17 protein-coding genes, 1 tRNA gene and 1 pseudogene are annotated in these 24,432 nt (G+C 63.4%); 12 read left to right on the forward strand and 7 right to left on the reverse strand.

What is annotated here, in order from left to right:
* Positions 1 to 3: 3 nt before the first annotated feature.
* Genes WF331_RS23555 through WF331_RS23565 form a run of 3 tightly spaced genes read right to left on the reverse strand, consistent with a single transcriptional unit; the run spans position 4 to position 7,330 of the window.
* A complete protein-coding gene (locus tag WF331_RS23555; RefSeq protein ID WP_016497507.1) occupies positions 4 to 2,715 on the reverse strand; it encodes a virulence factor SrfC family protein in 2,712 nt (903 codons plus the stop codon).
* A complete protein-coding gene (locus WF331_RS23560) occupies positions 2,712 to 5,789 on the reverse strand; it encodes a virulence factor SrfB (protein WP_016497508.1) in 3,078 nt (1,025 codons plus the stop codon). Before WF331_RS23560 ends, WF331_RS23555 begins: the two co-directional genes overlap by 4 nt.
* Positions 5,790 to 5,809: 20 nt before the next feature.
* Positions 5,810 to 7,330 (reverse strand): SrfA family protein, encoded by a 1,521-nt coding sequence (locus tag WF331_RS23565; RefSeq protein ID WP_340623345.1) that lies wholly within the window; start codon positions 7,328 to 7,330, stop codon positions 5,810 to 5,812.
* A 210-nt stretch (positions 7,331 to 7,540) separates the two neighbouring features.
* Here WF331_RS23565 and WF331_RS23570 point away from each other — a divergent pair, with 210 nt between their 5' ends.
* A complete protein-coding gene (locus WF331_RS23570) occupies positions 7,541 to 8,446 on the forward strand; it encodes a hypothetical protein (RefSeq protein ID WP_229610021.1) in 906 nt (301 codons plus the stop codon).
* A 42-nt stretch (positions 8,447 to 8,488) separates the two neighbouring features.
* Here the strand turns inward: WF331_RS23570 and WF331_RS23575 are convergent.
* Positions 8,489 to 8,565: transfer RNA gene (locus tag WF331_RS23575), tRNA-Arg, on the reverse strand.
* A 214-nt stretch (positions 8,566 to 8,779) separates the two neighbouring features.
* On the opposite strand from WF331_RS23575, the gene WF331_RS23580 reads away from it, so the two are divergent.
* The 8 genes and pseudogenes from WF331_RS23580 (at position 8,780) to WF331_RS23615 (ending at position 16,118) form a co-directional block, all read left to right on the forward strand.
* Positions 8,780 to 9,529, forward strand: coding sequence for a GntR family transcriptional regulator (locus tag WF331_RS23580; RefSeq protein ID WP_016497511.1), 750 nt, complete (start codon positions 8,780 to 8,782; stop codon positions 9,527 to 9,529).
* On the forward strand, positions 9,526 to 11,250 hold the full coding sequence (locus tag WF331_RS23585; protein WP_340623346.1) for a fumarate reductase/succinate dehydrogenase flavoprotein subunit: 1,725 nt from the start codon (positions 9,526 to 9,528) through the stop codon (positions 11,248 to 11,250). The genes WF331_RS23580 and WF331_RS23585 overlap by 4 nt, the downstream gene beginning before the upstream one ends.
* A 162-nt stretch (positions 11,251 to 11,412) precedes the next feature.
* A complete protein-coding gene (locus WF331_RS23590) occupies positions 11,413 to 11,658 on the forward strand; it encodes a 4Fe-4S dicluster domain-containing protein (protein ID WP_008096634.1) in 246 nt (81 codons plus the stop codon).
* Positions 11,659 to 11,777: 119 nt separating this feature from the next.
* On the forward strand, positions 11,778 to 13,184 hold the full coding sequence (locus WF331_RS23595; RefSeq protein WP_340623347.1) for an ABC transporter substrate-binding protein: 1,407 nt from the start codon (positions 11,778 to 11,780) through the stop codon (positions 13,182 to 13,184).
* A 15-nt stretch (positions 13,185 to 13,199) separates the two neighbouring features.
* Positions 13,200 to 13,982 (forward strand): ABC transporter permease, encoded by a 783-nt coding sequence (locus WF331_RS23600; protein WP_016497514.1) that lies wholly within the window; start codon positions 13,200 to 13,202, stop codon positions 13,980 to 13,982.
* Positions 13,982 to 14,833: an ABC transporter ATP-binding protein gene (locus WF331_RS23605; RefSeq protein WP_084966500.1), complete on the forward strand. Its 852-nt coding sequence runs from the start codon at positions 13,982 to 13,984 to the stop codon at positions 14,831 to 14,833. The genes WF331_RS23600 and WF331_RS23605 overlap by 1 nt, the downstream gene beginning before the upstream one ends.
* Positions 14,830 to 15,798: pseudogene (locus WF331_RS23610) on the forward strand (HEAT repeat domain-containing protein). Before WF331_RS23605 ends, WF331_RS23610 begins: the two are co-directional and overlap by 4 nt.
* Positions 15,795 to 16,118, forward strand: coding sequence for a DUF971 domain-containing protein (locus WF331_RS23615; protein ID WP_016497517.1), 324 nt, complete (start codon positions 15,795 to 15,797; stop codon positions 16,116 to 16,118). The pseudogene WF331_RS23610 and the gene WF331_RS23615 overlap by 4 nt, the downstream one beginning before the upstream one ends.
* Here the strand turns inward: WF331_RS23615 and WF331_RS23620 are convergent.
* Both WF331_RS23620 and WF331_RS23625 read right to left on the reverse strand, forming a co-directional pair.
* Positions 16,092 to 16,955, reverse strand: a complete 864-nt coding sequence (locus tag WF331_RS23620) for an ABC transporter ATP-binding protein (RefSeq protein ID WP_132842747.1) — start codon at positions 16,953 to 16,955, stop codon at positions 16,092 to 16,094. The genes WF331_RS23615 and WF331_RS23620 overlap by 27 nt on opposite strands.
* Positions 16,952 to 18,556, reverse strand: coding sequence for an ABC transporter permease (locus tag WF331_RS23625; protein ID WP_340623348.1), 1,605 nt, complete (start codon positions 18,554 to 18,556; stop codon positions 16,952 to 16,954). Before WF331_RS23625 ends, WF331_RS23620 begins: the two co-directional genes overlap by 4 nt.
* A gap of 297 nt (positions 18,557 to 18,853) precedes the next feature.
* Between WF331_RS23625 and WF331_RS23630 the strand changes: the two genes are divergently transcribed.
* Together WF331_RS23630 and WF331_RS23635 are read left to right on the forward strand one after the other, a co-directional pair.
* Entirely contained in the window at positions 18,854 to 19,891 is a 1,038-nt protein-coding gene (locus WF331_RS23630) for an ABC transporter substrate-binding protein (protein WP_340623349.1), read from the forward strand.
* A gap of 39 nt (positions 19,892 to 19,930) precedes the next feature.
* Positions 19,931 to 20,836, forward strand: a complete 906-nt coding sequence (locus WF331_RS23635; RefSeq protein ID WP_016497521.1) for a TauD/TfdA dioxygenase family protein — start codon at positions 19,931 to 19,933, stop codon at positions 20,834 to 20,836.
* A 140-nt stretch (positions 20,837 to 20,976) separates the two neighbouring features.
* Here the strand turns inward: WF331_RS23635 and WF331_RS23640 are convergent, their stop codons facing one another.
* Positions 20,977 to 21,891 (reverse strand): LysR family transcriptional regulator, encoded by a 915-nt coding sequence (locus WF331_RS23640; RefSeq protein ID WP_016497522.1) that lies wholly within the window; start codon positions 21,889 to 21,891, stop codon positions 20,977 to 20,979.
* A 192-nt stretch (positions 21,892 to 22,083) separates the two neighbouring features.
* On the opposite strand from WF331_RS23640, the gene WF331_RS23645 reads away from it, so the two are divergent.
* Complete coding sequence (locus WF331_RS23645) at positions 22,084 to 24,420, forward strand: TonB-dependent receptor (RefSeq protein WP_340623350.1); 2,337 nt, start codon at positions 22,084 to 22,086, stop codon at positions 24,418 to 24,420.
* The last annotated feature ends 12 nt before the right edge of the window (positions 24,421 to 24,432 follow it).

The raw sequence follows: 24,432 nt of genomic DNA on the forward strand, positions 1-24,432 counted from the left end.
CAATCAACTCGCTTGAAAGGTGTTCAGCAGCACCGCCAACTGGCGTCGCTGCTCGGTGGTGATTTCCGGGTCCGCGCCACTTTTGGCGTTTTCCTGGGTCAGCCAGGCCAGGCTCGACAGCCAGTCGATCTGGAAGCTCTGCTCCTGGTTGGACGGCTCTTTCGGGAGCACTGGCAATTCGCCCTGGGCAAAGGTCTGGTAGGCGCCAAATACGGGTTGGCTCTCACCCAGCAGGGCGGTCGGGCGCTCGCTGACAGGTTTGCCCAGCAGGTCGAACCAGGACAGGAAGTCCCGCATGGCCAGTTGCACGGTCAGGACCTGGCGCTGGACTATCTGGTCACGGCGCACGCCGTTGAAAATCCGGCGCATGACGGCGGCATCCAGTTGTTCGATGAAGGCCGGTCGGCGCACTGCACTGACCAGTTCCTCGACCAAGGCCTCGACCACTTCGCGGCTCATGCGCAGGCTGCTCAGGCGCAGCGGTTGCGTACCCAGCTCGCGCATATGCTTGATCCACGCCTTCAGCGCCGCGCGTACAAAGCGTTGCTCGGAGTTGAGGCGCTTGGCCACAGGCTTGGGGGCAACTGCTGGCGTTGCCGAGGCAGTGTTGCCGAACACGTTGCCGAAGTTGAGTGCCGGGGCCTTGTTGGCCGGGGCCCTGACGGCGGGTTCTGGCTCTTCGCCGGCCTCGCCGTCAATGCCGTCGATGTCGTACACACCGCCCAGGTACAGTTCACGCAGCTGTTCGACAGGCACCTGCAAGGCATGGATCAGTTCGCTGATCGCGTCCGGGTCGGCGCCCAGGTTGTCGAGCAGGTACTGGGTTTTTTCACGCTTCTTGTTCAGCAGTTGCTCGAAGTCTTCCTCGCGCCAGGTGTTCAGGCCGTGCTCCAGCAGGTCGGTGCGGCACTGTTCCAGCTGCTCTTCGATACGCGCCAGCTTGAAGTCCAGGTCATTGATCGACGAGAAGCTGGTGCTGAAACGGCTGATCCCGCCATCGTTCAACGTCATCATGGCATCGAAGGCGGCACCGGTATTGGCTATATGGCGGTTGGCCGCCGGCAGGTCGACAACGTATTGTCGGAGCTGTTTGATATCGTCGACGTAGCGCTCGATCACGCGCAGCTCCTGGTCTTGCTCGTCACGCTCGATGAACGCGGTTTCTTTCAGGCGTGGCTTGCGGACCATGTAGGTATTGTCGAACGGCTTGCCGATGGACCATTCCTTCATCCACTCCTGGCTGCCAAAGCGCTCGATAATGGTGATTTTCATCAGCCGCTCGGCGGCCTTGAACTTGTGCGCGTCATCTTTGCCAAGTTCGAGGTTGGCCCAACCGTCACACATGGTCAGGGCCCAGATCAGGCCTGGCGCGCGCTGGCCCCGCTCTTTCGGGGTTGCGCCCTGGGTATTGTGGATCCAGCGGGTCAACACCGGGCCAACACTGATGACATCGCTCTGCTTCACGCTGCTTGTGCAGATGACCAGAGCATTCATCTCTTGCGCTTCGCTGTAACGCTCGAAAAGATAGGCAACCTTGCCGCGCAGGATCAGGTTCCAGTACGGATGGACTTCGTCAGCGGACTCTTTCAAGGCCGCCTCATCAACCGACAAGTATTTATTGCGAGTCCGGTAGCCGGGGAAGTCGAGAATGTCGACGCCATGGGCGACCGAGGCAGTTGGCTTGGTCCGCAAGCAGAAGTTCACTTCTACCGCCAGTGCCGCCAGCTGCGCTACGGAGATACTGACGCTGGTATGTACCTTGCCGTCTCTGCCCGGCAGAACATTGACTTGCACGTCGTGTCTAGTGCCCAGGCGGCTGAGCAGGTCTACACCCATGATGTTGTAAGGCGTTGCCGTAACGCTGATATTTTCCTGCTTGAACACGCTGATGGGCGCATGTAGCGTTTCGACATGGTCCAGCTTCTGCAGAACACCGGCCAGCAGTAAATACAAGTCGGTGATGGGCGCCTGCCCACCCCACAGTACAGAGAACAATTTCGCGCGCTCGCGTAGCGCAAGGCGCGGCGCGATTTTTACTGCACGTGGCCAGTACTGGTCGTCAAGGACGCGTGTGGACTTTTCATAGTTGCTTTTCAGGTAGTCCCACAGCGCAACCACATCATCGCTGCTAACCCCAGGTTGTACCTGGCCTGCGTCCTGGCCTTCAAATTCACTGAGCGCAGTCTGAATATCTTGCTCTCTGTAGCTGTGGTCCACTCGCTCAAGGTCGAAGTCTTCGAACCACGAGTTGCACAGAATCTTTACGAGTTCGATCTCTCTGAACAGCGTGATTTCGACTGGGTAGTTGACGTCCAGGCATGGCTTGGCGATGTGGCTGAAACGCGTGACCACGCCGGTGGCCTCACCGCCGCCGCCCGGTGGGTTGACATGCCGGATGAAATCCAACACTTGGCCACCAAAGTCACTCTCCAGCTTGCCGTGGTCATCGGAAGCAAGCGCTGAAATAAGGTAGGACTTGCCCGCTTGCGAAAGGCCGAAAAAGCCCACGGTCATCGGGTTGCCGGCACTGCGTTGGAGGTTTTTCGCCTTGTTGCGCGCGCGCCGTAGGCGCAGGCCCAGGCCATCGGCCTCGGCCTCGACACTGGCGGCATTGCCACGCACCTGCTCGATCCATTCCAGCGCCTCGCCGGCGCCTTTGTGAATGGCGCCCCAGGCACCCATCAACTGCTGTTGCTTTGGCGTAAGGTCGCTCATTTTCCTTTGACGTTCCCGCTGTCGAGCCAATAGTCGCTGTCACTCAAGCTCATGGTTGGCATGGTGTTGAGTGAGAGTTCAAGATCCCGGTCGAAGTCGAAGTCGGCATCCTGGATGTTCGATTCCAGCTTCTGGATGACCAGCTTGTCGCTGATCAGTCCCTGGTCGCGTTCTTCCTGTTCGAACTGCTCGACTTCAAGGCGTATGCGCAATACCGGCGCTTCGCCATTCTTGCCAATCGCCCTGGAGAACGCTGCCTTGCCCGAGGGGGTGAAACGCAGGGTGTAAAGCGGTGAGGCCGACCAGCGCTCGGTGGCCAGTTGGCGGTAACCCAGGTGCAGGTCGCCGCGCATCTCCAGCCAAGGCGTACCACGCTCATCGCCTTCGCCGACGATGGGCAGTTCGATCAGGCCTTTATCAGACTTCAGGTCGTGGTAGAGCACGTCGTGATACTTGATGGTGCCGGCAGCGTCGATCTGGCCAAAGTGCTTGATGATCGAGTAAGGCTTCAGCGCGGCGGTGCGGAAATAGAAGTTCGGCACACTGTGGTTGGAGCACAGCAGGCAGATCATCGCGCCCACCGATGCGGTGCTCTTCGGGTCGTCGATCAGGCCGTTGCGATGGAACGGGTACCAGCCGCCGGTGCGGTAGTTCTGCATCGGCAGAATGCGCCCGGGCGGCAGCGGCAGGCGCTGGCGGATGAACGCCTGAATGCCTGGCAGGCGCGATGGCCGCCCCGTCAGCAGCAGCATGTCGCAAGGGTACTTGGCGACCACTTCGCACAGTTCGGCAAGTGCTCTGGTGACGTTGATCTGGCCGCCGATGAACGCGGCGTGCACCTGTTCGAGGTCGAAGGTGATCGGCGTCTGCAGCAGGTCAAGCGTGCCATCGCGGCCCACTTCGCGGCGCACGGCGGCGTTGACGTACGCCAGCACCTTGTCGCTGACAACGGCTTCACCCAGCGCCTGCTGCCAGGTTTGCTCGACCGCGGCGGGTGGCAGGGCCGGGTCGAACTGCTCGTAGGCCTTCAGCAGTGCGAGGCCCAGCGGCACGAACACTTGCAGGTTCAACTGCTGGCGCAGCAGGCGTTCCTGGACGGTGGCTCCGCCGTTCCCGCACAGGCTCGACATCAGCGCATCCGGTGCCGGCACGCCGGCATTGCGCAGCGCGCTGGCGAAGGAGGGCAGGATGAACTCCTGGATCACATCCAGCAGGATGTCATCGCCCGCAATCTTGAAGCCGTCACGGAAGCGCTGGTTCGGCACGATGTGCGCGTTGGCGCCGGCGCCACCGCCGGTGCCCCGATCCAGGCGGTAATCGGTAATCACCAGGTCCGTGGTGCCGCCGCCGATGTCGATGGTCGCCAGGGTGATCTGTTCATGTTCTAGCTTGTCCGGGCGGGCCAGCGTGGCAAAGAACTCCTCCGGGTGACCGGCAAAGTTCTCGTTGACCTCGTTGTACAGGTAGACCAGCTGGCCGCAGCTGGCTTCGTCCCACTCCACACGCACGCTGGGGAACGGGGTGCGGGTCGCGACGTCCTTGCCTTTGAACGGGTTGCTCTCGTCCTGGTGCCAGCCCAGGCTCTTCCAGACCAGGCCAATCGCCTCGTACAGGCGGTTGCTGAGCAGGCTGCGCTCGGCCTGGGGCATGCCTGGTGGAACGGTCAGGGTAATGCTGTTGAGCAGGCGCGGCACCCGCGCATGGCCCTGGCGCGAGCGCTGGGCCGGGCTGTTGATCTGGGTCAGCGCCTGGGTCACCACTTCGGCCAGCATGAAGGTCATCAGGTTGCTGCGCGAATAGCGCGGGTTGAAGACCGGCATGTCGAAGGGCTTGAGGTACAGCGGCTGGCCACGGTCGTTGATCAGGTTGGCGAACGGCGCGGCGACGGCCATTGGCTCCTTGTCGGTCTTGACGTAGGCGGTGTTGAAGCGCCAGCCATGGCCGTAGGCCTTTTCATCCCACAGGTAGCGTTTGGGGCTGGAAAGGCCGGTCGAGCCTTCGGTCCCGCGGTTGCGGCTGGCCAGGCGGCTGGCTTCACCGCCGACACGGGCGATGGTCGGCCACTGGAAGGCATTGTGGCGGCCGCTCTTGATCGACAGGTGGTCTTTGCCGAAGGCGGCGTGGGTGAACTCGACCCGGCTCTCGAAAGCCTGGTTGTAGACTTTTTCCGGCTCGCTCAGGTCGCGCAGTGCCAGTACGTAGTTGTGGCGCATGCCCGAACCCGCCTGGCCATGGTCCTCAATGAGGATGCCGCAGGTGCGCGAGTTGCCGACGTCCAGCACCAGGTCCACCGGGATCGGCTTGACGATGCCATTGGCCTCGTTGGCGATCACCTTGATTTCCGGGATCTCGACCTTTGGCTTTTCGTTGCTCTGTTCGGCCGGGACCGGGCGGCGCAACAGGCTCAGCAGGTTCAGATAGTGGCCAAGGTGGCGGTTGCCCTGCAGGTCACGATCCAGGCGTTCGCGCGTCCACTCGGCACGCGCCTCGGTGTACACCTCCACCAGCCAGTCGCGGATCCATGTGTGCGTCAGGAACCAGCCATATTCGCGGGCACTGCACGCCAGCTTGAACGCCACGCCGGAGCGTACGTCGTCTTCGTTGGGCGCCAGGTACGGTGCGCCGGTAACCACTGGCATGGTGCGGCTGTCGAAGCCGAGGGTGAGGCGGTGGGTGTTGCCGTCGACATCGGGCTCCGCGAGCTTGACCAGGCGCATGCGCGCCCAGTTGTTCGGGCCTTCGTCAAAGCGATAAGGCGGCGTGAAACGCAGGACCGGGATCGGCAACCAGACCCCGTCCAGCAGCTTCAGGCTGTCTTCCATGGGCAGGCGGAAGTGGCTCTCTTCGCTGGTGTCGAACTCCACCTGCACCACTTTGTCTGGCTCGGGCTCGTAGAAGTCCTTGTACTCCTTGGACCACAGCAGGCGTGTCGGCACCATACCGTTGTTGAGCTGGACGAATTTGCCGGTCTGCTCGCCATCCGGGCCGAGACGCAGGGCGAAATCCATGAATTGAATTCCGGTATCGCTGACCAGCGTGACCGTTTCTTCGAACTGGGTGATTTCGGGCAACATCTTCTGCGTTTCTCGTGTGATTAGCCGGCTTTTTTCATTTGAATGTCGAAGCCTTTGGCACCGTAGTTGGCGTTGCAATCGGCAGCGCCGTTGGCGTTGGCTTTGCAACCCACTTGCGGCAGGTCATAGCTGCTGCCATCGGCGCAGGCGGCCTGGCCGGAACTGTTGATCGACAACAGGCCGCCTTGCATGGCTGCGGCAACCGGCGCATGGCACTGCACGTTGTCCGGGCGGGTGACCGTGGCCTGGCCCTTGCCGTTCTGGAAGTCGTACTTCAGGCGCAGGGGTTTGCCAGTGCCGGCTTCTTGAATGCCTGCACCCGCCCAGTTGCCGTTGAGGAAGTCCGCGTTGCCGTCGGCCGCATCTGGCGGAATGCTCAAGTCATCAGGTTGCGGCGGCTGAGCGCTGGTTTGCGCTTGCTCATCGGCCAGCTGTGGTGGCGCAGGGGGCGTGTTCCCTGGCGTTGATGCCTCGGGCCCGCCTGGCGGTGGTGTGTCGGATGCTTGCTCTGGCTCTGGCGCTGGCGGTTGCTCCGGCGCTGGCGGTGTTTCTGGCTTGCCCTGCGCAGGGGTGTCGGCATTGTCCGACGGCGCTTGGCTATCGCCTTGTGGCGCGGCACCGCCTGCATCGGCTGCGCCGCCCGGCAGGCTCGCCGGGTTGCCGGTGCTCACCGCCACGTCCGGGCCAGCTACACCCGTTGCACCGTTCGCAGCGCCAGCAATGCCCGACGATTGTGTAGGCACTTGGGCTTGGTAGTTGTTTGACGCAGAGGTATCGCGGCCAAAGTCCGGGATGCCTGGACCGGAAAGGTTTACCCCAGGGATGCAGCCGCGCAGCCCGAACAACAGCAGGAGCAGCAGCGCCAGCAGCAACAGCAAGGGCAGCAGCCAGCGCCAGTTGCGCCACCATGGCAGGCGCGCGACGGCAGCGGCTGGCGCTACCGCTGCTGCTGCCGGCGCAATGGGCGCGGCTGGGGGAACCGGCGGCGTGGCCACGGGTTCGGCGATGGGTGCGGTGCGCGGATACAGGCAGTGCAGGGGCTGTCGGCTGCGCTCGGCACCGGCATGGATGAAGCCCCAGAAGGTCAGTACAGGGCGGCCATCGACCAGGTAGACGAAGTTTTCGTCAGGGAAGGGCACGACACAGGTCAGCAGCTTGCCGAACACCGCGTTATCACCTTCGGCGGCCTTTCTGGCCGTTGCCGAGGGTTGGCCGTTGGCGTCCAGGCCAAGCAAGGTGTTGCTCAGGGCGTTGATCTTGGTTTGCAACACCTCGAGCTGCGCACGTGCTGGCGCGCGTTCTTCCTCGGTGGCGCTGCTCCAGGGGATTACATCGCCTGGGCGGTCGCTGTACCAATCGATGGTGCGGCCCTGCTCATCGCTCTGCGGGATGGCCAGGTGTTCGATCAGCTCCGGGTGCTCCGGGTACTTGCGCCGAATCGCTTCGCGAATCTGCAAAGCAGCGCGATAGACGGGTTGGCCAGTCTCGCCCAATGCGGTGAAGTGCTCACTTCTACCGCTGCGTAGTAATACTCCGCGCATCCTTGTAGACCTACCTAGTCTATTAGCCGAATCCATTCGGTATCCATTAAACAATACCGAAAAACCGAGCCACACTAATGGCAAAGTGCTTTTTTCGTCAATTCATATGGATGGCTTTTTGACGTCAAAGGACGTTTTATCCGGTTACACTCCGCCTGGTCCGATCAACGGCATCGGCAACTCATCATCGACGAATGGAGCACGAAGAGCATGAGCCTTTGGGATGACCTGAAGAAAAAGGCCTACGATGCCAACCCGGAGCTGGCCGCCAAGGCCGCCCAGGCGTTGGAAAAGGCCAAGGACCTGGCGGTGGAGGCCGGGCAGAAAGCCGCGCCCTTGATCAAGGAGGCCAGTGACAAGGCCGCAGGCTACGCGCAAGAGAAAACGCCGTTGCTCAAGGCCCAGGCCCTGAAGGCGATTGACGATGCCAAGCAGCGTCGTGCCCAGCTGCAAGAGCAGGCCAAACGCGACAAGGCGGCGCGCGCGGAAATGATCCGCACCATGTATGACATCACCCTAACCCCGGAAGACGTCAATTTCGTCGAGGAGCCGTTCAACCATTTTGAGCGGCAGTTGATGTTTTTCGTGCGTAACGGCGAGGTGCTGGAAAGCGAAAAGCGCAACCAGACGCACTTGGACGCCTACCACTCGCACCGCACCACCGGTGGCCACATGTGGCAGGGCACGGGTCATACCGGTAGCAGCTCATCGACCATGCAGGTCACTGCGCACAATGTTCAGGAGCACGAGTTCTGGGTGCGCCTGGAGAATGGCACCGAGGCGTGTTTCCAGCTGAACAACAATGGTGTGCGCCTGCGCCCTGGGCAGTATGTGAGCATGGCGTTTGTGCGCAACGCCAATCAGGACATGGGGCAGATGGTGGCGCTGTACAACCATAACGCCGGGCAGAACTTCGTGACCCTCTCGCCGAGGCAGATCAACCAGCAGTTCCAGCTTTACTTGAAAGAGCCCGGCATTTTCAACGCCAACGAAGTGAACGGTACGCGCGACAGGCTGCTGCAGGCGCTGGACAAGCGTCTGGGCGAACTGGCCAGGTACATGGCGTTGCACGGTGACAGGCGTGCCGGCCAGTTGATAGAAGGGCACGCGGAATAAACGAAAAAGCCCCGGGAGATCTCCCAGGGCTTTTTTTTGATATGGCGCACTCGGCGGGATTCGAACCCACGACCCCTGCCTTCGGAGGGCAGTACTCTATCCAGCTGAGCTACGAGTGCAACGCGCACGCATGATACCCATCTGTGTCGTTGACGTCCATCGCCTTGATCTGTGGCCTTTTTCCTCTTTTTGCGCAGGCGGCTTTTGCGGGCCACCGGCCTGCGCAAATTTATCTATCCATATGCGATATCAATATTTCCCACACCCTTCTTATGCCCTCTATCCTCTGGTCACAACTTGTTATAACAAGTCATCGATCAGCGAAGAGATCCCATGGCCGAACTGCTCCCCCTGTCCCCGGTACCGCTCTATACCCAGCTCAAGGAACTGCTGCGCGAGCGCATCCTCGACGGCACTTATCCACCGCACAGCCGCATGCCCTCGGAAAGCGAACTGGGCAAGGCCTTCGACGTCAGCCGCATCACCGTGCGCCAGGCGCTGGGCGACCTGCAGAAGGAAGGGCTGATCTTCAAGATCCACGGCAAAGGCACGTTCGTCGCCAAGCCCAAGGCGTTCCAGAACGTCAGTACCTTGCAGGGCCTGGGCGAGTCGATGACGCAGATGGGCTACGAAGTGATCAACCGCCTGCGCAGCTTCCGCCATGTGCCGGCCAACGCATTGGTTGCCGCCCGGCTGCAGGTCGAGGAGGGTAGCCTGGTCACCGAGATCCGCCGGGTGCGCCTGATCAACCGCGAGCCGGTGTCGCTTGAGCTGACCTGGCTGCCCAAGGCTGTCGGCGAAAAACTGGAGAAGGCCGACCTGGTCACCCGCGACATCTTCCTGCTGCTGGAAAACGACTGCGCCATCGCCCTTGGCCACGCCGACCTGGCCATCGATGCGGTACTGGCCGACAGCGACCTGACCCAGGCGCTGGATGTTGAAGAAGGCTCGCCGATCATGCGCATCGAGCGCCTGACCCATGCTGCCGACGGCACGCCGCTGGACTTCGAACACCTTTACTACCGCGGCGATGCCTTCCAGTACCGCCTGCGCATTGATCGCCAGAAAGGGGGCAAGGCATGAGCATCCAGAGCCAGGACTACGACATCATCATCATCGGTGGCGGCACGGCCGGGCCGATGGCGGCGATCAAGGCCAAGGAGCAGGACAAAAGCCTGCGCGTGCTGCTGCTGGACAAGGCCAACGTCAAGCGCAGCGGTGCCATCAGTATGGGCATGGACGGCTTGAACAACGCCATCATCCCCGGCCACGCCACCCCCGAGCAGTACACCAAGGAAATCACCGTGGCCAATGACGGCATCGTCAACCAGGCCACCGTGCATGCCTACGCAACCCACAGCTTTGAAACCATCGAGCAACTCGACCGCTGGGGCGTGAAGTTCGAGAAGGACGAAACCGGCGACTACGCGGTGAAGAAAGTTCACCACATGGGCGCCTACGTGCTGCCCATGCCCGAAGGCCACGACATCAAGAAGGTGTTGTACCGCCAGCTCAAGCGTGCCCGGGTAGAGATCAGCAACCGCATGGTCTGCACTCGTGTGCTGCTTGATGGCGAAGGCGCCGCGGCGGGTGTGCTGGGCTTCGATTGCCGCAGCGGCGAGTTTCGGGTGGTACGGGCCAAGGCGGTAATCCTTGCCTGCGGCGCCGCCGGGCGCCTGGGCCTGCCCTCGTCAGGCTATTTGATGGGCACTTACGAGAACCCGACCAACGCCGGTGACGGCTACGCCATGGCCTATCATGCGGGCGCCGAGCTGGCCAACCTCGAGTGCTTCCAGATCAACCCGCTGATCAAGGACTACAACGGCCCGGCCTGTGCCTACGTCACCGGCCCGCTGGGTGGATACACCGCCAACAGCAAGGGCGAGCGCTTCATCGAGTGCGACTACTGGAGCGGCCAGATGATGTGGGAGTTCCACCAGGAGCTCGAAGGCGGCAATGGCCCGGTGTTCCTCAAACTGGACCACTTGGCCGAAGAGACCATCCAGAACATCGAAGAGATCCTGCACAGCAACGAGCGCCCCAGCCGTGGCCAGTTTCACGCCGGGCGTGGCACCGACTACCGCCAGCACATGGTCGAGATGCATATCTCCGAGATCGGTTTCTGCTCCGGGCATTCGGCGTCGGGGGTGTGGGTCAATGAAAAGGCCGAGACCAGCGTCAAAGGGCTTTATGCCGCTGGCGACATGGCTGCGGTCCCGCACAACTACATGCTCGGCGCCTTTACCTATGGCTGGTTTGCCGGTGTGAACGCCGCGCATTACGTGGCCGGGCGCGAACTCGCCGAGGTCGATGCCGAGCAAGTCGAGCGCGAGCGCGCGCGGGTGTTTGCCCCGCTGCAGCGTGAGCATGGCCTGCCGCCAGCCCAGGTCGAGTACAAGCTCAGGCGCATGGTCAACGACTACCTGCAGCCGCCGAAGGTGACCAAGAAGATGCAAATCGGCCTGGCGCGCTTTGCCGAGATCGAGCGTGATCTGGAGCAGATGAAGGCCAGCAACCCTCATGAACTGATGCGTGCGATGGAAGTGTCGGTGATTCGCGATTGCGCCGAGATGGCGGCGCGGGCCTCGTTGTTCCGCGAGGAAAGCCGCTGGGGCCTGTACCACCACCGGGTGGACTTCCCTGAGCGCAACGATAGCGAGTGGTTCTGCCATTGCCACCTGAAAAAGGGCGAGCACGGTGAAATGACCAGTTTCAGGAAGGCCGTCGAACCCTACCTGATCGCCCTGGATGCCGATGAACAGACCGCCTATGACCGGTTGCGAGTGAAGGCTGATGCAGCCTGAATGGGGCTGCTTTGCAGCCCAATCGCCGGCAAGCCAGCTCCCACAGGTACTGCATCGGCGGTGAAGTCTGCACCCTCCTGTGGGAGCTGGCTTGCCGGCGATGAGGCCATCAGCCTCTGCAAAAAACAGAACGAGGGCCACAGGCCCCAAGGACTCCGTGAAATGGCCTACCAGCCGCAAGAAATCTTCTTCCGCAGCAGCGCCCCGGTCACCATCGACGAAGACAAATGCATCGCCGAAAAAGGCTGCACCGTGTGTGTCGAGGTCTGCCCCATGGACCTGCTGGCGATCAACCCGGCCACGCAGAAGGCCTACATGGCTTTCGACGAATGCTGGTACTGCATGCCCTGCGAGAAGGACTGCCCCACCGGTGCGGTGAAGGTCGACATCCCGTACCTGCTGCGCTGATTCATCCTGCCATCCGGCGAACCACCGGACGCCCTCCTGCTGTGCCCCTCGTTTCCCACCACCCAAGCCGGGCGGCGGAGACGACCCCAACTCTTATAACGATTCGAGGGGAAACACCCATGCGCCTTGTTGCAACCGTGGCCGGCCTCGCGCTGGCGCTCACTGGCCTGAGCGCCAGTGCCGAAAACATCCGCATCGCCATCGGCACCCAGGACACCACCATCAACTGCGCCACCGGTGGCCTGCTGATCCGTGAGCTGGGCCTGCTGGACAAGTACCTGCCGCACGACGGCAAGTACAAGGACGCTACCTACCAGGTCGAGTGGAAGAACTTCACCAGCGGTGCGCCGCTGACCAACGAAATGGTCGCCGGCAAGCTCGACTTCGGCGCCATGGCCGACTTCCCGGGGTCGTTCAACGGCGTTGCCCATCTGGATGCCGGCAAGCGCAGCCTGTTCATCAGTGTGCTGTCGGGCAGCGTGCATGGCAGTGGCAACGGCATCGTCGTGCCCGCCGCCTCCAGCGTGCAGTCGCTGGCGGAGCTCAAGGGCAAGACCATTTCCGTGCCGTTCGCCTCCACTGCCCACGGCATGCTGTTGCGCGCCGTCGCCGCTCAGGGCTGGGACCCGCAGAAAGATGTGCGAATCATCGCCCAGGCGCCGGAAATCGCCGGCTCCGCCCTGCGCAGCAACCGCATCGAAGCCCACGCCGACTTCGTGCCGTTCGCCGAGTTGTTCCCTAACCGCGGCTTCGCCCGCAAGATCTACGATGGCGCCCAGGCCAACGCACCGACCTTCCATGGTGCCCTGGTCGATGCCGACTACGCGAAGAAGTACCCGGAAGTGGTCACCGCCTACTTGCGCGCCAGCCTTGAAGCCGACCGCCTGATCGCTGCGCAGCCTGAGAAGTACAGCGAGTTGATCGAGAAGGTCACGGGTATCGAAGCCGAGGTCAACTACCTGTTCCACGGCCCGCTCGGCCTGCAGACCCGCGACCTGACGTGGAAGCCTGAATACCGCCAGGCAGTGGCTACATCCATCGATACGCTCAAGCTGCTGAAAAAGACCGACCGTGGCCTGGACACCGACAAGTTCATCGACGACCAGTACATCCGTGCCGCCTTCAAAGAGGCTGGCCTGGACTACGACAAGGCGCTGAAAGACTACGACGCGCTGCCACTCAAGGCCAATGACGCGCTGACCGGCAAACCGATCACCGACTTCAGCCGCCTGGCGCAGATCTGGGTGCGCGGTGAAGACAAGGTCCGCCACTACGCTTCGCCGGAGGCCGCCCTTGGTGCCTTGGCCCAGCTGGAGCAGGAGGGCAAGGACATCCGCGCCATCTACGCCCAGGCCGCCGACAGCGGCATCAAGTTGCTGGCCAACCAGGCCTGGTTCGTGCGCAACGGAAAAGGCGAACTGGCGGCGTTCCTGCTCAAGGACCAGGCCGAGCAGTATGCCAAGGCCCATGGTGGCGAGGCGCTGGACTTCGTCAGCGCCAACCAGAAGCTGGTCGCCCAGCGCTGACCGGGAGGCACCGACATGACCCGCAACCTCAAGCGCTGGCCGCTGCGCCTGGCGTCGCTGCTGGCCTGCCTGCTGTTCTGGCAGGTGGCGGCAAACGTGAAACTGGACCTTGGTTTGCTGACGTTCACCTATGTCCCCACACCCAGGGCGGTGCTGGACGCTGCCTGGCAGTTGCTGACCTCCAGCACCCTGCTGGCGCACCTGGGCAGCAGCCTGTCGCGGGTATTTGCCGGTTATGCCACTGCGGCACTGGTTGGCGTGGCCCTGGGGTTGCTGATCGGCCGCTTGAAATGGGCTGAAGATACCCTGCTGCCGCCGCTGGAGGTGCTGCGGCCGATTCCGGCGGTGGCGTGGATCCCGCTGGCAATCCTGATGTTCCCGTCGTCGGAACTGTCGATGGTGTTCATCACCTTCACCGGTGCGTTGTTCCCCATCCTGCTCAACACCGTGCATGGCGTCGAGGCCGTCGACCCGCGCCTGGTGGCATCGGCGCGCAGCCTCGGTGCCGGGCGCTGGGCGATCCTGCGCGAAGTGGTGTTGCCTGGGGCGTTGCCGAGCATCGTCACGGGCCTTGCCATCGGCATGGGTACGTCATGGTTCTGCCTGGTCACTGCCGAGATGATTTCCGGGCAGTTCGGCATCGGCTACTACACCTGGGAGTCCTACACCTTGCAAAACTACCCGGACATCATTGTCGGCATGCTGCTGATCGGCGTGCTGGGCATGGGCAGCAGCGCCCTGGTCAAGCGCCTGGGGGCGTTGGCCACGCCGTGGTACCGCACGCGGAGGGCCAGTTGATGAACAGTTATCAACAGGCGCAGGGGCGTATCGATGGTCGTGGCCTGTCGATTCGCCTGGGGCACGGCAGCGAAGCGTTCGAGGCGGTGCAGCGGCTGGACTTTGCCGTGGAGCCGGGCGAGTTCGTTTGCATCCTCGGCCCCTCCGGTTGTGGCAAGTCGACGTTGCTCGGCGCCCTGGCCGGCCACCTGGTGCCCAGCAGCGGCCAGCTGAACGTGGACAGCCAGCCCGTTGCCGGGCCGTCACCGCAGCGTGGCATGGTGTTCCAGCACCACACCTTGCTGCCCTGGCGTAGCGTGCTCGACAACGTGGCCTTCGGCCTGAAGATGCAGGGCCTGGGCCGCGCCGAACGTCACCGGCAGGCTCGCGAAATGCTGCAACTGGTGGGGCTGGCCGACTTTGCCGGGCGCTGGCCCAACCAGCTGTCCGGCGGTATGCAGCAGCGGGCCGAAATTGCCAGGGTGCTGATCAACCGCCCACGGCTCTTGCTGATGGACGAACCTTTCGGCGCACTGGACGCGCAAACCCGTGCTCGGATGCAGGAGCTGTTGCTGGATATCTGGGCCAGCATCCGAACCACCGTAGTCTTCGTCACCCACGATATCGACGAAGCGCTGTTCCTCGCCGATCGCATCCTGGTGATGAGCCCGCGCCCCGGTCGCTTCATCGAAGACCTGCGCCTGGACTTTGCGCGCCCGCGCCGCGCCAGCCTGCTGACCAGCCCTGAATTCACTCACCTCAAGCGTCACTGCCTGGCGTTGCTGCGCCACGAGGAAGGCCGCGAACTGCCGCGCCTGACCCCGCTGGGCCTGCCGGACACTGACCACCCACCGCTACGGATCGCGCTATGACTGACCGAACGACCGACAACCCCGACATTGTTGCCCTGTTGCCCCGTCTTGATGCCACAGACGCTGGCGTGCGCCGCATCGCCCTGATCGAGCTGGCCGACCTGGAAGACCCGGATGGCTTGCCTTAGCTCACCGATGCCCTGCTGGTGGACGCCGCCGACGAGGTGCGTGCCGAGGCCGCGCGCCTGCTTGAGGCCTGGGAAGAACCCGAAGTTGTGCAAGCCCTGTGCGCTGCGCTGGCCGATGCCGCCGAGCCTGTACGCCTGGCAGCTGCACAGAGCCTCAGCGAACTCAAGAGCCTTGAGGCCGGCCAGCTGATCCTGCCATGGGTCAAACACGCCGATGCCTTCGTCCGCGCCAGTGCCCTGCGAGCCTTGCGCGAGCTGCGCCTGGAGGATGCCGCCGACCCTGCGCTGCTGGCGCTGGCCGATGACGACGCCGCCGTGCGGCGTGAGGCAGTGGGCATTCTTGGCTGGCTCAAGCACCAGCCGGCGTTGCTGGCGCTGGCAGCGCTCGCCGAGGCCGAGCCGGACACCGAGGTGCGCCGCGCGGCCATCGGCGCGCTGGGCCTTGCCCGCGACAACTCGGTGTTGCCTGCGTTGGTGGCGGCATTGACTGACCAGGCCTGGCAAGTGCGCGAGGAAGCCGCCACCACGTTAGGCAAAGTCGGTCAGGACCAAGCAGGCCCGGCGTTGGTGGATGCCCTTGCTGATGACTTCTGGCAGGTCCGCCTGCGGGCAGCGCGCTCACTGGGTCGGCTGCGCTATGCCGCTGCACTGGACGCGCTTGGCGGCTTGCTTGGCCATGGCATCGCCAACCTGCGCAAGGAGGCGGCGCTGGCGCTGGGCGAGCTGGGCCAGGCGCGTGCCTTGCCGGTGCTGCAGGCCGCCGAGGCCGACAGCGACCCCGAGGTGCGCAAGGCGGTGCGGATTGCCCTGGCGCAACTGCGCGGGGCTGCCCGATGAACGCCCCGCAAGCCATTCGCAACCTGCGCGGGCCAGGGCAGTTGGTACTGCAATGGGAAGACTGCGAGCACAGCCTCAGCCATACCCGGTTGCGTGGTGCCTGCCCTTGCTCACAATGCCGTGCGGCGCGGCTGTCGGGTGCGATCAGCCTGGTGCGCGACGATGTGCGCGTGGTGCAAATCGAGTCACAAGGGTATGGGGTGCAGCTGGTGTTCAGCGATGGGCATGAGCGCGGGATCTACCCCTGGGCTTACTTGCGTGACCTGGTCAGCACTGAAATTGTCGCCGGTCATTCACAATGCAATCAGCTCCGGCCTTAGCCCTTCGACCCGTCGCACCGGCGGTGGCAGGTAGCCGCCATCCCCCGTGATCTGGTGCAGCACCTTCTCGCGCAGCCCATGCAGTGCAACACCGGTGCGCAATCGGGGATGCGGCAGGTCTATCTCGACCACCGATTTGATCCTGCCCGGACGTGGCTCCAGCACCACAACCCGATCTGCCAGGTACGTCGCCTCCTCGGCATCGTGGGTCACCAGCAAGGTTGTGATACCTGCCCGTTCGCGAATGGCCAGCAGCTCGTCCTGCAGTTGCTGGCGGGTCAGGGCATCCAGGGCGCCGAACGGCTCGTCTAGCAGCAGGATACGCGGGCTGGCTACAAGGCCACGGGCAATGGCCACGCGCTGCGCCATGCCGCCCGACAGCTGGTGCGGATAAGCCGACTCGAAGCCGACCAGCCCCACCAGTTGCACGAATTCATGCACACGCCGGGCACGTTCACCCTGGGTCAGCGACTCGTTGACCAGCCCCAGGGCAATGTTCTGTTCCACGTTCAACCACGGAAACAGCCGGTGCTCCTGGAACACGATGCCGCGTTCGCCACCAATGCCGCTGACGGCGCGGCCATCGACGCGGATGCTGCCGCTGTATTCGGTATCCAGCCCCACCAACAGGCGTAGCAGGGTGGACTTGCCGCAACCGGAAGCCCCGACGATGGCAATGAACTCGCCCTCGTTGATCGACAGGTTGAAGTTGCGGATAGCCTCCAGCGGCTGGCCGTCCACGCTGAACACCTTGCCGACCCCCTCGAAGCTAACCAGCGGCGGGGTGGTGTCGGGCTGGTTGGCCGCCTGCAGGTGCGAGGTGTTGAATGCGTTCATGCGGTTCTCCAGCGCGTGGCGCGCGATTCGAGGCGTTGTCCAAGGGTGCCGAGCAGGGCGCCGACCAGGCCGATCAGGACCATGGCGGCCATCACCTGGTCCATGCGGAACAGTTGCTGGGCGCCGATCATCAGGCTGGCGATGCCGCCGTCCGACGGCATGAAGTATTCGGCGCCGATGGTGCCCAGCCAGGCGTAGATCAGCGACAGGCGCAGGCCGGCGAAAATCGCCGGGGCCGCGCCGGGCAGTACCAGCAGGCGCAGGCGTTGCCACAGGTTCAGGCGCAGGGTGCGGGCCGCTTCGCCCAGTTGCGGCGAGAGGCTGGCGATACCGCGCTGGGTAGCGATCAGCAGCGGGAAGAATGCGGCCAGGCCAACGAACACAAGCTTGGCCCCTTCACCCAGGCCGAACCACGCAGTGAGCAAAGGCACCCAGGCGAACAGCGCCACTTGGCGCAAGGCCGACAGGCTTGGCCCGAAGACGCGTTCGGCCGCACTGGAAAGCCCCAGCAGCAATCCGGCCAGCAAGCCTGCGGCGCCGCCCAGCAGCAGGCCGCTCAGGGTACGTTCCAGGCTCAGCAACAAGGCCTGCGGCAACGACCCATCGGCCAGGCCGACCAACAGCGTGCGCAGTACCTCAAGTGGCGAGGTGAGGATGTTCGGGTCAACCCAGCCAAAGCTGTTACTGGCCTGCCACAGCGCCAATAGCCCCAGGGGCAGCAACAGGCTTTGCCAGCCGCGGGGCACAGGCCCGCGCTGCTGCTCGCCAGTGGCTGGTTGCGGCCAGTACAGCAGGCGTTTTTCCAGGGCTGAGAAGCTGCGCTCCAGCACGGCGCCGACCAGGCCGATCACCAGAATGCACAGCATCACCAGGTCGAGCATGAACAGTTGGCGGCCCCACACCATCAGGTAACCGATCCCCTCGCTGGAGGCCAGCAACTCGACCGCCAGCAGCGAGGTCCAACCGGTGGCCAGCGCCAGGCGCACGCCGGTGAGGAAGGCCGGCAGGGCGGCCGGCAGTAACAGGCGCAGGAAGAGCAGGTGCCGGGGCAGGCGCAGCGCCGCAGCGGCCTCACGCAGTTTTGGCTGGGCATCGCGCACACCCACCAACGTGTGCAAGGTAACCGGCACCACCACGGCTTTTACCAGCACCACCAGCTTGAGCAACTCGCCGATGCCGAAGAACAACATGAACAACGGAATCCAGGCCAGGGTAGGGATCTGGGCCAGCGCTACGAAGGTCGGCAGTACCAGCGTCTGCGCCCGGCGCGAAGCACCGAGCCAAACCCCCAGCAGCAAGCCGCTGGCAATGCCCGCCGCCAGCCCCCAGAGCAACCGTTGCAGGCTTATCCACAGGTGCCCCCACAGCTCCCCGGAACCAAACTCCAGCGCGCTCTGCCACACCAGCGCCGGTGCCGGCAGGATCTGCTCGCTCATCCAGTGCTGCCGACTCGCAACAATCCACAGCAGCGCAATCAGCACAGGCAGCAACCAGGGTAGCACCCGCTCCCCAGAGAAGATGCGACCCCTGTAGGAGCGGCCTTGCGCCGCGAATGGGTCGCGTAGCGGCCCCCCCCGATTCCTGCTCAGAACTCCATTCATCGGCCATCTCTCGAAGCGTTGTTAGGTTATTCACTTATGGAATTAAAAAAACAATTAAGTGAATTTCAAGAGATAAGAGCATGCGTTCCCTGCATACGGAAGCCCCTCGCCGTTGCGTTTTCCTCATATTTTCCATGCGTTTTCCGCAAGCTCCCCGCAGGCCCGCATGCCGCTTGGTTTATGTCTTTCAGTTACTAAAAAATGAAGTTTTGATCTTTGTAGGTTCTAACCAGACCTGCCTAGCTTCTGGCCAAAGCGCCGGCCTTCGCCGGTGGCAGCCTGCCAAGGAGCCTTGCCATGAAAACCCCATTGCGCCACCTGATCACCGCCCTTGGGCTGGCCTTCAGCCTCGGTGCCCACGCGGCTGAACCCGCCAAGCCAGACAGCATTCGCATCGCCGTGCCGGACCTTAGCGCCGGCAGCAAGCCCAGCGCCGGTGGCGTGGTCGATGTGCTGCGTGACCAGCAGCTGCTGGAGAAGGAATTTGCCAAGGACGGCATCCGCATCGACTGGCATTTTTTCAAAGGCGCCGGGCCCGTGGTGAATGAGGCACTGGCCAACGGCCAAGCCGACTTCGCCTACCTGGGCGACCTGGCCGCGATCGTCGGCAAGGCCAATGGCCTGGACACCCGCGTGCTGTCGGCAGGCGTGCGTGGGGTCAAAAGCTACCTGGGCGTGGTGCCCGGCTCTGGCATCAAGACCCTGCATGACCTCAAGGGCAAGCGCGTGGCGGTGTTCCGCGGCACGGCCAACCAGATGTCGTTCGCCAGCGCTCTGGCAAGCCAAGGGCTGACCGAGCGCGAGCTGAAAGTCATCAACCTGGACTTCAACGCCGCCAATGCCGCACTGGCCGCCAAGCAGATTGACGCCACCTGGGGGCTGTCCAACCTGCTGTCGCTACGTGAGCGCGGGCTGGTCGAACTGCCGGTCAACTCGCGGGATCTCGAAGGCGCCGGCAGCACCCAGGCGGTGCTACTGGGCACCGGCGATTTCATTCGCAAGTACCCCGAGCTGGTCCAGCGCCTGGTCAATGCCCAGGAGCAGGCCAGTACCTGGGTGCGGGATGAACACAACCGCGCGGCCTACATCGACCTGGTGGCCAGCAACGCCAACTGGCCGCGCAGCATCCTCAGCGATGACCTGGCCAAGGAAGACCTCGCCCACTACTTCGACCCACGCCTGGACGCTGGCTTCGTCGGCCAGCTGCAGCAGGGCGTAGACCTGGCGGCCAAGGAACGCCTGATCCGCCGCGGCTTCCAGGTAGCCGACTGGATCGAACCGCGCTTCCTCGATGCTGCGCTGAAACAGGAACAGGCCGTGCAGGCCGCCCGATAAACCTTCAAAAACCCGACAATGACCGCAAGGACCACGACCATGAGCAATGCCGCCCTGGCCACCGCGCCACAGCCTCTCGAACTCGACATTCACCCGGTTGCCGGCCGTATCGGCGCCGAAATCCGCGGTGTGCAACTGTCCGCCGACCTCGATGCAGCCACCATCGAGGCTATCCAGGCTGCACTGGTACAGCACAAGGTGATCTTCTTCCGCGACCAGACCCACCTGGATGACCAGAGCCAGGAAGGCTTTGCCAAACTGCTCGGCGAGCCGGTCGCCCACCCCACCGTACCGGTGGTGGATGGCACCAGCTACCTGCTGCAACTTGATGGCGCCGAAGGCCAGCGGGCCAACTCCTGGCACACCGACGTGACCTTCGTCGACGCCTACCCCAAGGCTTCGATACTGCGCAGCGTGGTAGCGCCGGCTTCGGGTGGCGACACCGTCTGGGCCAACACCGCCGCGGCTTATCAGGAACTGCCCGAGCCGCTGCGCGAGCTGGCCGACAAGCTGTGGGCGGTGCACAGCAACGAATACGACTACGCCAGCATCAAGCCGGATGTCGACCCGGCCAAGCTGGAGCGTTATCGCAAGGTGTTCACATCGACCGTTTACGAGACCGAGCACCCGGTAGTGCGTGTGCACCCGATCAGTGGTGAGCGGGCGCTGCAACTGGGGCATTTCGTGAAGCGCATCAAGGGGTATTCGCTGGCGGATTCGCAGCACCTGTTCGCTGTGCTGCAAGGGCATGTGACGCGCCTGGAAAACACCGTGCGCTGGCGCTGGCAGGCGGGAGACGTGGCGATCTGGGATAACCGCGCGACGCAGCATTATGCGGTGGATGATTACGGCACCCAGCCGCGTGTGGTGCGGCGTGTGACATTGGCGGGGGAGGTGCCGGTGGGTGTGAATGGGCAACTGAGCCGGACTACGCGTAAAGGCTGATATTGCCGGGGCCGCTTTGCGGCCCTTTCGCCGGCAAGCCAGCTCCCACAGGTACCTCACAGGTAACTCACAGGGCAGAAGGCAGCGGTGATCTTGTGGGAGCTGGCTTGCCGGCGATTCGGGGGCGAAGCCCCCGCCCGTCACAACCCGGTATCACAGGCAATCAACTGCCTGACCAGCCCCTGCGCCAACGGCGACAAACCATACCCCACCCGGCTCACCACTCCATAGCGGGTATGGCACGCCTCTTCCTGCTCGGGCGTCAGGTCTGCCAGCTTCAACTGCACCAACCCGCCCTCGCGTTGATACGGCCGCAAGTTGGCATTGCAGGCAATGCCGATGGTGTCCGAGTGCATCACCACATTCAGTAGCGCATACCCGTGCTCGCACTCTACCGCCGGCAGGAAGTCTTGCCGCCCGCTGAGGTCGCTGAGGATCTTGCGGATGTTCGGCGGGCGGAAGGTGGTGGCCATCGGGTAGTCGAACAGGTCGCGCGCCTGCACGGCCTCCTGCTCGGTCAGCGGGTGCCCGGCGCGGCAGCAGAAGTGCCAGCGCTGTGGCGTCAGCTTGTGCACCTGGTAGTCCGGGTCGGACTCGAACTGGCGGGTGTCGGCAACAAAGAACTCGATCTCCTCGGCCACCAGCTTGCGGTTCAGCGCCTGCCAGTTGTCCACCTGAAAGCAGGTGCGCGCCGCCGGGTACTCGGCCACGAAGCGGGCCACCGCGCGCGGCACAAGGCCGCCGGCTGGCGCAGGGCCGGAGCCGAAGCGTACCACCCCGGTGGTGGCGCCATTGAACTGGTGGATTTCGTTGACCAGATTGTGCGCCCCGTGCACCAGCCGCCGCGAATGCTCCAGCACCAGCAAGCCCTGGCGAGTCGGCGCCAGCTCTTTGCTCGCGCGGTCCACCAGCCGGCAGCCGATGTTGTGCTCCAGGGTCTGGATGCTGCGGCTGAAGGCCGATTGCGACAGGTTCACGGCCGCCGCAGCGGCCACGAAACTGCGGTGCTCGACAAGGGCGATGTAGTGACGCAACTGACGCAGATCGATATGCATTTTTTACATTAAAACCTTCGGTCAAATGCAATTGCTGACAAGGGTGAGTCCCCTTATAAAGGTTGTCACTTATTCCACTAAATATGAATTGCAAATATTTATATTACTTAAAAGAATATAAGCCCGACTGATCGCGATTCGGTTCCGCCAACGGAAATGCTCGCCAGGGCCCACGCCTCAAGGAGCATTTGCATGTCCGGACTTTCCAGTTGGCCTGCGCGCGCGTCGCGTTTCACCTTGCAACCCTTGGCCGCCGGCGTGTTGCTGGCGGTGTCATCTGGCAGCTTCGCCGAAGAGCCGGTCAGCGCCACCCCGGCGGTAGAGCAGGAAGCCAAGCTCGGCACCGTCACCGTCAATGCCCGCCGCCGCGAAGAAACCGCGCAAAGCGTGCCCACGCCCATCAGCGTGCTCGACAGCGAAACCCTGGAAACCCAGCGCATCTACCGCGTGCAGGATTTGCAACAGCTGGTGCCCAGCACCAACGTCGCCTACGTGCATGCACGCCAGTCGAGCATCTCGATCCGTGGCCTGGGCAACAACCCGGCCAGCGATGGCCTGGAAGGCAGCGTCGGCATCTACCTGGACAACGTCTACCTCGGCCGCCCGGGCATGGCGGTTTTCGACCTGCTGGATGTGGAGCAGCTGGAAGTGTTGCGCGGCCCGCAGGGCACGCTGTTCGGCAAGAACACCACGGCCGGCGTGCTCAACATCAACACGCGCAAGCCCACCTTCCACCGCGAAGGCAGCATCCAGCAGTCGATTGGCGAAGACGGTTATCTGCAAACCCAGGGCAGCTTTTCGGGGCCGATCAGCGAGACCTTGGCCGGACGCATTAGTGCTTACCGCACCGAAGACGACGGCTATGTGAAGAACATCCACAACGGTGACGACCTCAACGGCGGCAAGCGCCAGGGCTTTCGCACCCAGCTGCTGTTCAAGCCCAGCGACACCTTCAACCTGCGCTGGATTGGCGAATACAACGAAGAAGACTCCAATAACGGCATCCTCAGCCTCTACAGCACCGGCCCCACCATCAATGGCGTCAACCGCTACGAAAGCCTGGCCGCCCAGGCGGGCGCGACGTTGGTGTCGGGCAAGGACCGCAAGGTCAATTTCGACGCCGACCAGCAGGTGACGGTGTTCCAGGGCGGCTCCTCGGTGGAAGCCAACTGGACCTTGCCCAACGACTTCACCCTGACCTCGATCACCGCCTACCGCTGGTGGGACTTTACCCCGCGCAACGACGATGGCCTGGACGTGCCGGTGTTCTACAGCGCCGGGGTATCGGTACGCGACAAGCAGTACTCGCAGGAAATCCGCCTGGCTTCGCCTACCGGTGGCGCCTTCGACTACGTGCTGGGTGCCTATTACTTCAAGCAGGACCTGGACAACAAATCCTTCACTTACTACGGGCCGCAGGCGGATGTCTGGAACCTCACCCCGGCCGGTGCGCTGAACAACGTCAACACCATCGGCGACGGGCACATCGATACCGACAGCTATGCGCTGTTCGCCCAGGGCACCTGGCATGTCACCGACCGCCTGGACTTCACCGCTGGCATCCGCGGTACCTATGAAGAGAAGAGCGCGTGGGTGACCCGCGATGCGCCTGAAGGTGGTGCTGCAGTAACCGGGGCCGCTGCCACTGCGCGCCAGGCCCGGATAGGTGCCTACGATTCGGGCGACCTCAACCAGTACAGCTTCAGCCCTTCCGGCCTGTTGGGGCTGAGCTACCGCTTCAACGAACAACTGCTGGGCTACGCCACCCTGACCCACGGCGAGAAGTCGGGTGGCGTCAACCTTACCGTCGGCGCTGCACCACGGCTGGGCACCGATTCGCTGCTGGTGGGAACCGAGCGGGTCAACAACGCCGAACTGGGCCTGAAAAGCACCCTGTTCGACGGCCGCCTGCAACTCAACAGCAACCTGTTCTGGGCCGAAGTACACGGCTACCAGGCCAACGTCTACGACCAGATCAACCGCGTGCAGTACCTGGCCAACGCCGGCAGCGTGCGCTCGCGTGGCCTGGAGTTTGAAGCCACGGCGCTGCCGATCCGTGGCCTCACGGTCAACTTCAACGGCTCTTGGAACGACGTGCGTTACACCGAGTACAAGGATGCCCCATGCCCGCCTGAGGTGAGCCTGGCCAATGCCACCGCCACCTGCGACCTGTCCGGCCACCAGGTGGTCGGCGCCTCCAAGTACATTGCCAACCTCAACACCCAGTACAAGTGGCAGGCCATCCAGCACGTCGAGCCCTACGTCACTGCCAGCTACGCCTTCCGCTCGAAGGCCGTGGGCACCATCGACGATTCCGATTTCGGCCAGATCCCCAGCTATGCGCTGGTCAACCTTTCCGCCGGTGTGCGCCTGGACCAGGGCGATGGCGTGGTCGACCTGTCGCTGTGGGTGAAAAACGCCGGCGACAAAACCTACTTCACCAGCCTGTGGAACTCCGCCAACGGTGGCTATGCCGGCGTGCTCGGCACCCCGCGCACCTTCGGCGCCACCGCCCGTTACGACTTCTGAGCACAAGGAGCT

This window comes from Pseudomonas sp. YNh (assembly GCF_037993085.1).
GTDB classification, from domain to species: domain Bacteria; phylum Pseudomonadota; class Gammaproteobacteria; order Pseudomonadales; family Pseudomonadaceae; genus Aquipseudomonas; species Aquipseudomonas putida.

What these genes read in the sequence shown, in the direction of transcription:
- WF331_RS23580 (WP_016497511.1), top strand. Translation starts at nt 8,780, where the DNA reads ATGGCCGAACTGCTCCCCCTGTCCCCGGTACCGCTCTATACCCAGCTC.
- WF331_RS23585 (WP_340623346.1), top strand. Translation starts at nt 9,526, where the DNA reads ATGAGCATCCAGAGCCAGGACTACGACATCATCATCATCGGTGGCGGC.
- WF331_RS23640 (WP_016497522.1), bottom strand. Translation starts at nt 21,891, where the DNA reads ATGCATATCGATCTGCGTCAGTTGCGTCACTACATCGCCCTTGTCGAG.
- WF331_RS23625 (WP_340623348.1), bottom strand. Translation starts at nt 18,556, where the DNA reads ATGAATGGAGTTCTGAGCAGGAATCGGGGGGGGCCGCTACGCGACCCA.
- WF331_RS23600 (WP_016497514.1), top strand. Translation starts at nt 13,200, where the DNA reads ATGACCCGCAACCTCAAGCGCTGGCCGCTGCGCCTGGCGTCGCTGCTG.
- WF331_RS23620 (WP_132842747.1), bottom strand. Translation starts at nt 16,955, where the DNA reads ATGAACGCATTCAACACCTCGCACCTGCAGGCGGCCAACCAGCCCGAC.
- WF331_RS23590 (WP_008096634.1), top strand. Translation starts at nt 11,413, where the DNA reads ATGGCCTACCAGCCGCAAGAAATCTTCTTCCGCAGCAGCGCCCCGGTC.
- WF331_RS23635 (WP_016497521.1), top strand. Translation starts at nt 19,931, where the DNA reads ATGAGCAATGCCGCCCTGGCCACCGCGCCACAGCCTCTCGAACTCGAC.
- WF331_RS23560 (WP_016497508.1), bottom strand. Translation starts at nt 5,789, where the DNA reads ATGTTGCCCGAAATCACCCAGTTCGAAGAAACGGTCACGCTGGTCAGC.
- WF331_RS23605 (WP_084966500.1), top strand. Translation starts at nt 13,982, where the DNA reads ATGAACAGTTATCAACAGGCGCAGGGGCGTATCGATGGTCGTGGCCTG.
- WF331_RS23570 (WP_229610021.1), top strand. Translation starts at nt 7,541, where the DNA reads ATGAGCCTTTGGGATGACCTGAAGAAAAAGGCCTACGATGCCAACCCG.
- WF331_RS23645 (WP_340623350.1), top strand. Translation starts at nt 22,084, where the DNA reads ATGTCCGGACTTTCCAGTTGGCCTGCGCGCGCGTCGCGTTTCACCTTG.
- WF331_RS23565 (WP_340623345.1), bottom strand. Translation starts at nt 7,330, where the DNA reads ATGCGCGGAGTATTACTACGCAGCGGTAGAAGTGAGCACTTCACCGCA.
- WF331_RS23615 (WP_016497517.1), top strand. Translation starts at nt 15,795, where the DNA reads ATGAACGCCCCGCAAGCCATTCGCAACCTGCGCGGGCCAGGGCAGTTG.
- WF331_RS23630 (WP_340623349.1), top strand. Translation starts at nt 18,854, where the DNA reads ATGAAAACCCCATTGCGCCACCTGATCACCGCCCTTGGGCTGGCCTTC.
- WF331_RS23595 (WP_340623347.1), top strand. Translation starts at nt 11,778, where the DNA reads ATGCGCCTTGTTGCAACCGTGGCCGGCCTCGCGCTGGCGCTCACTGGC.
- WF331_RS23555 (WP_016497507.1), bottom strand. Translation starts at nt 2,715, where the DNA reads ATGAGCGACCTTACGCCAAAGCAACAGCAGTTGATGGGTGCCTGGGGC.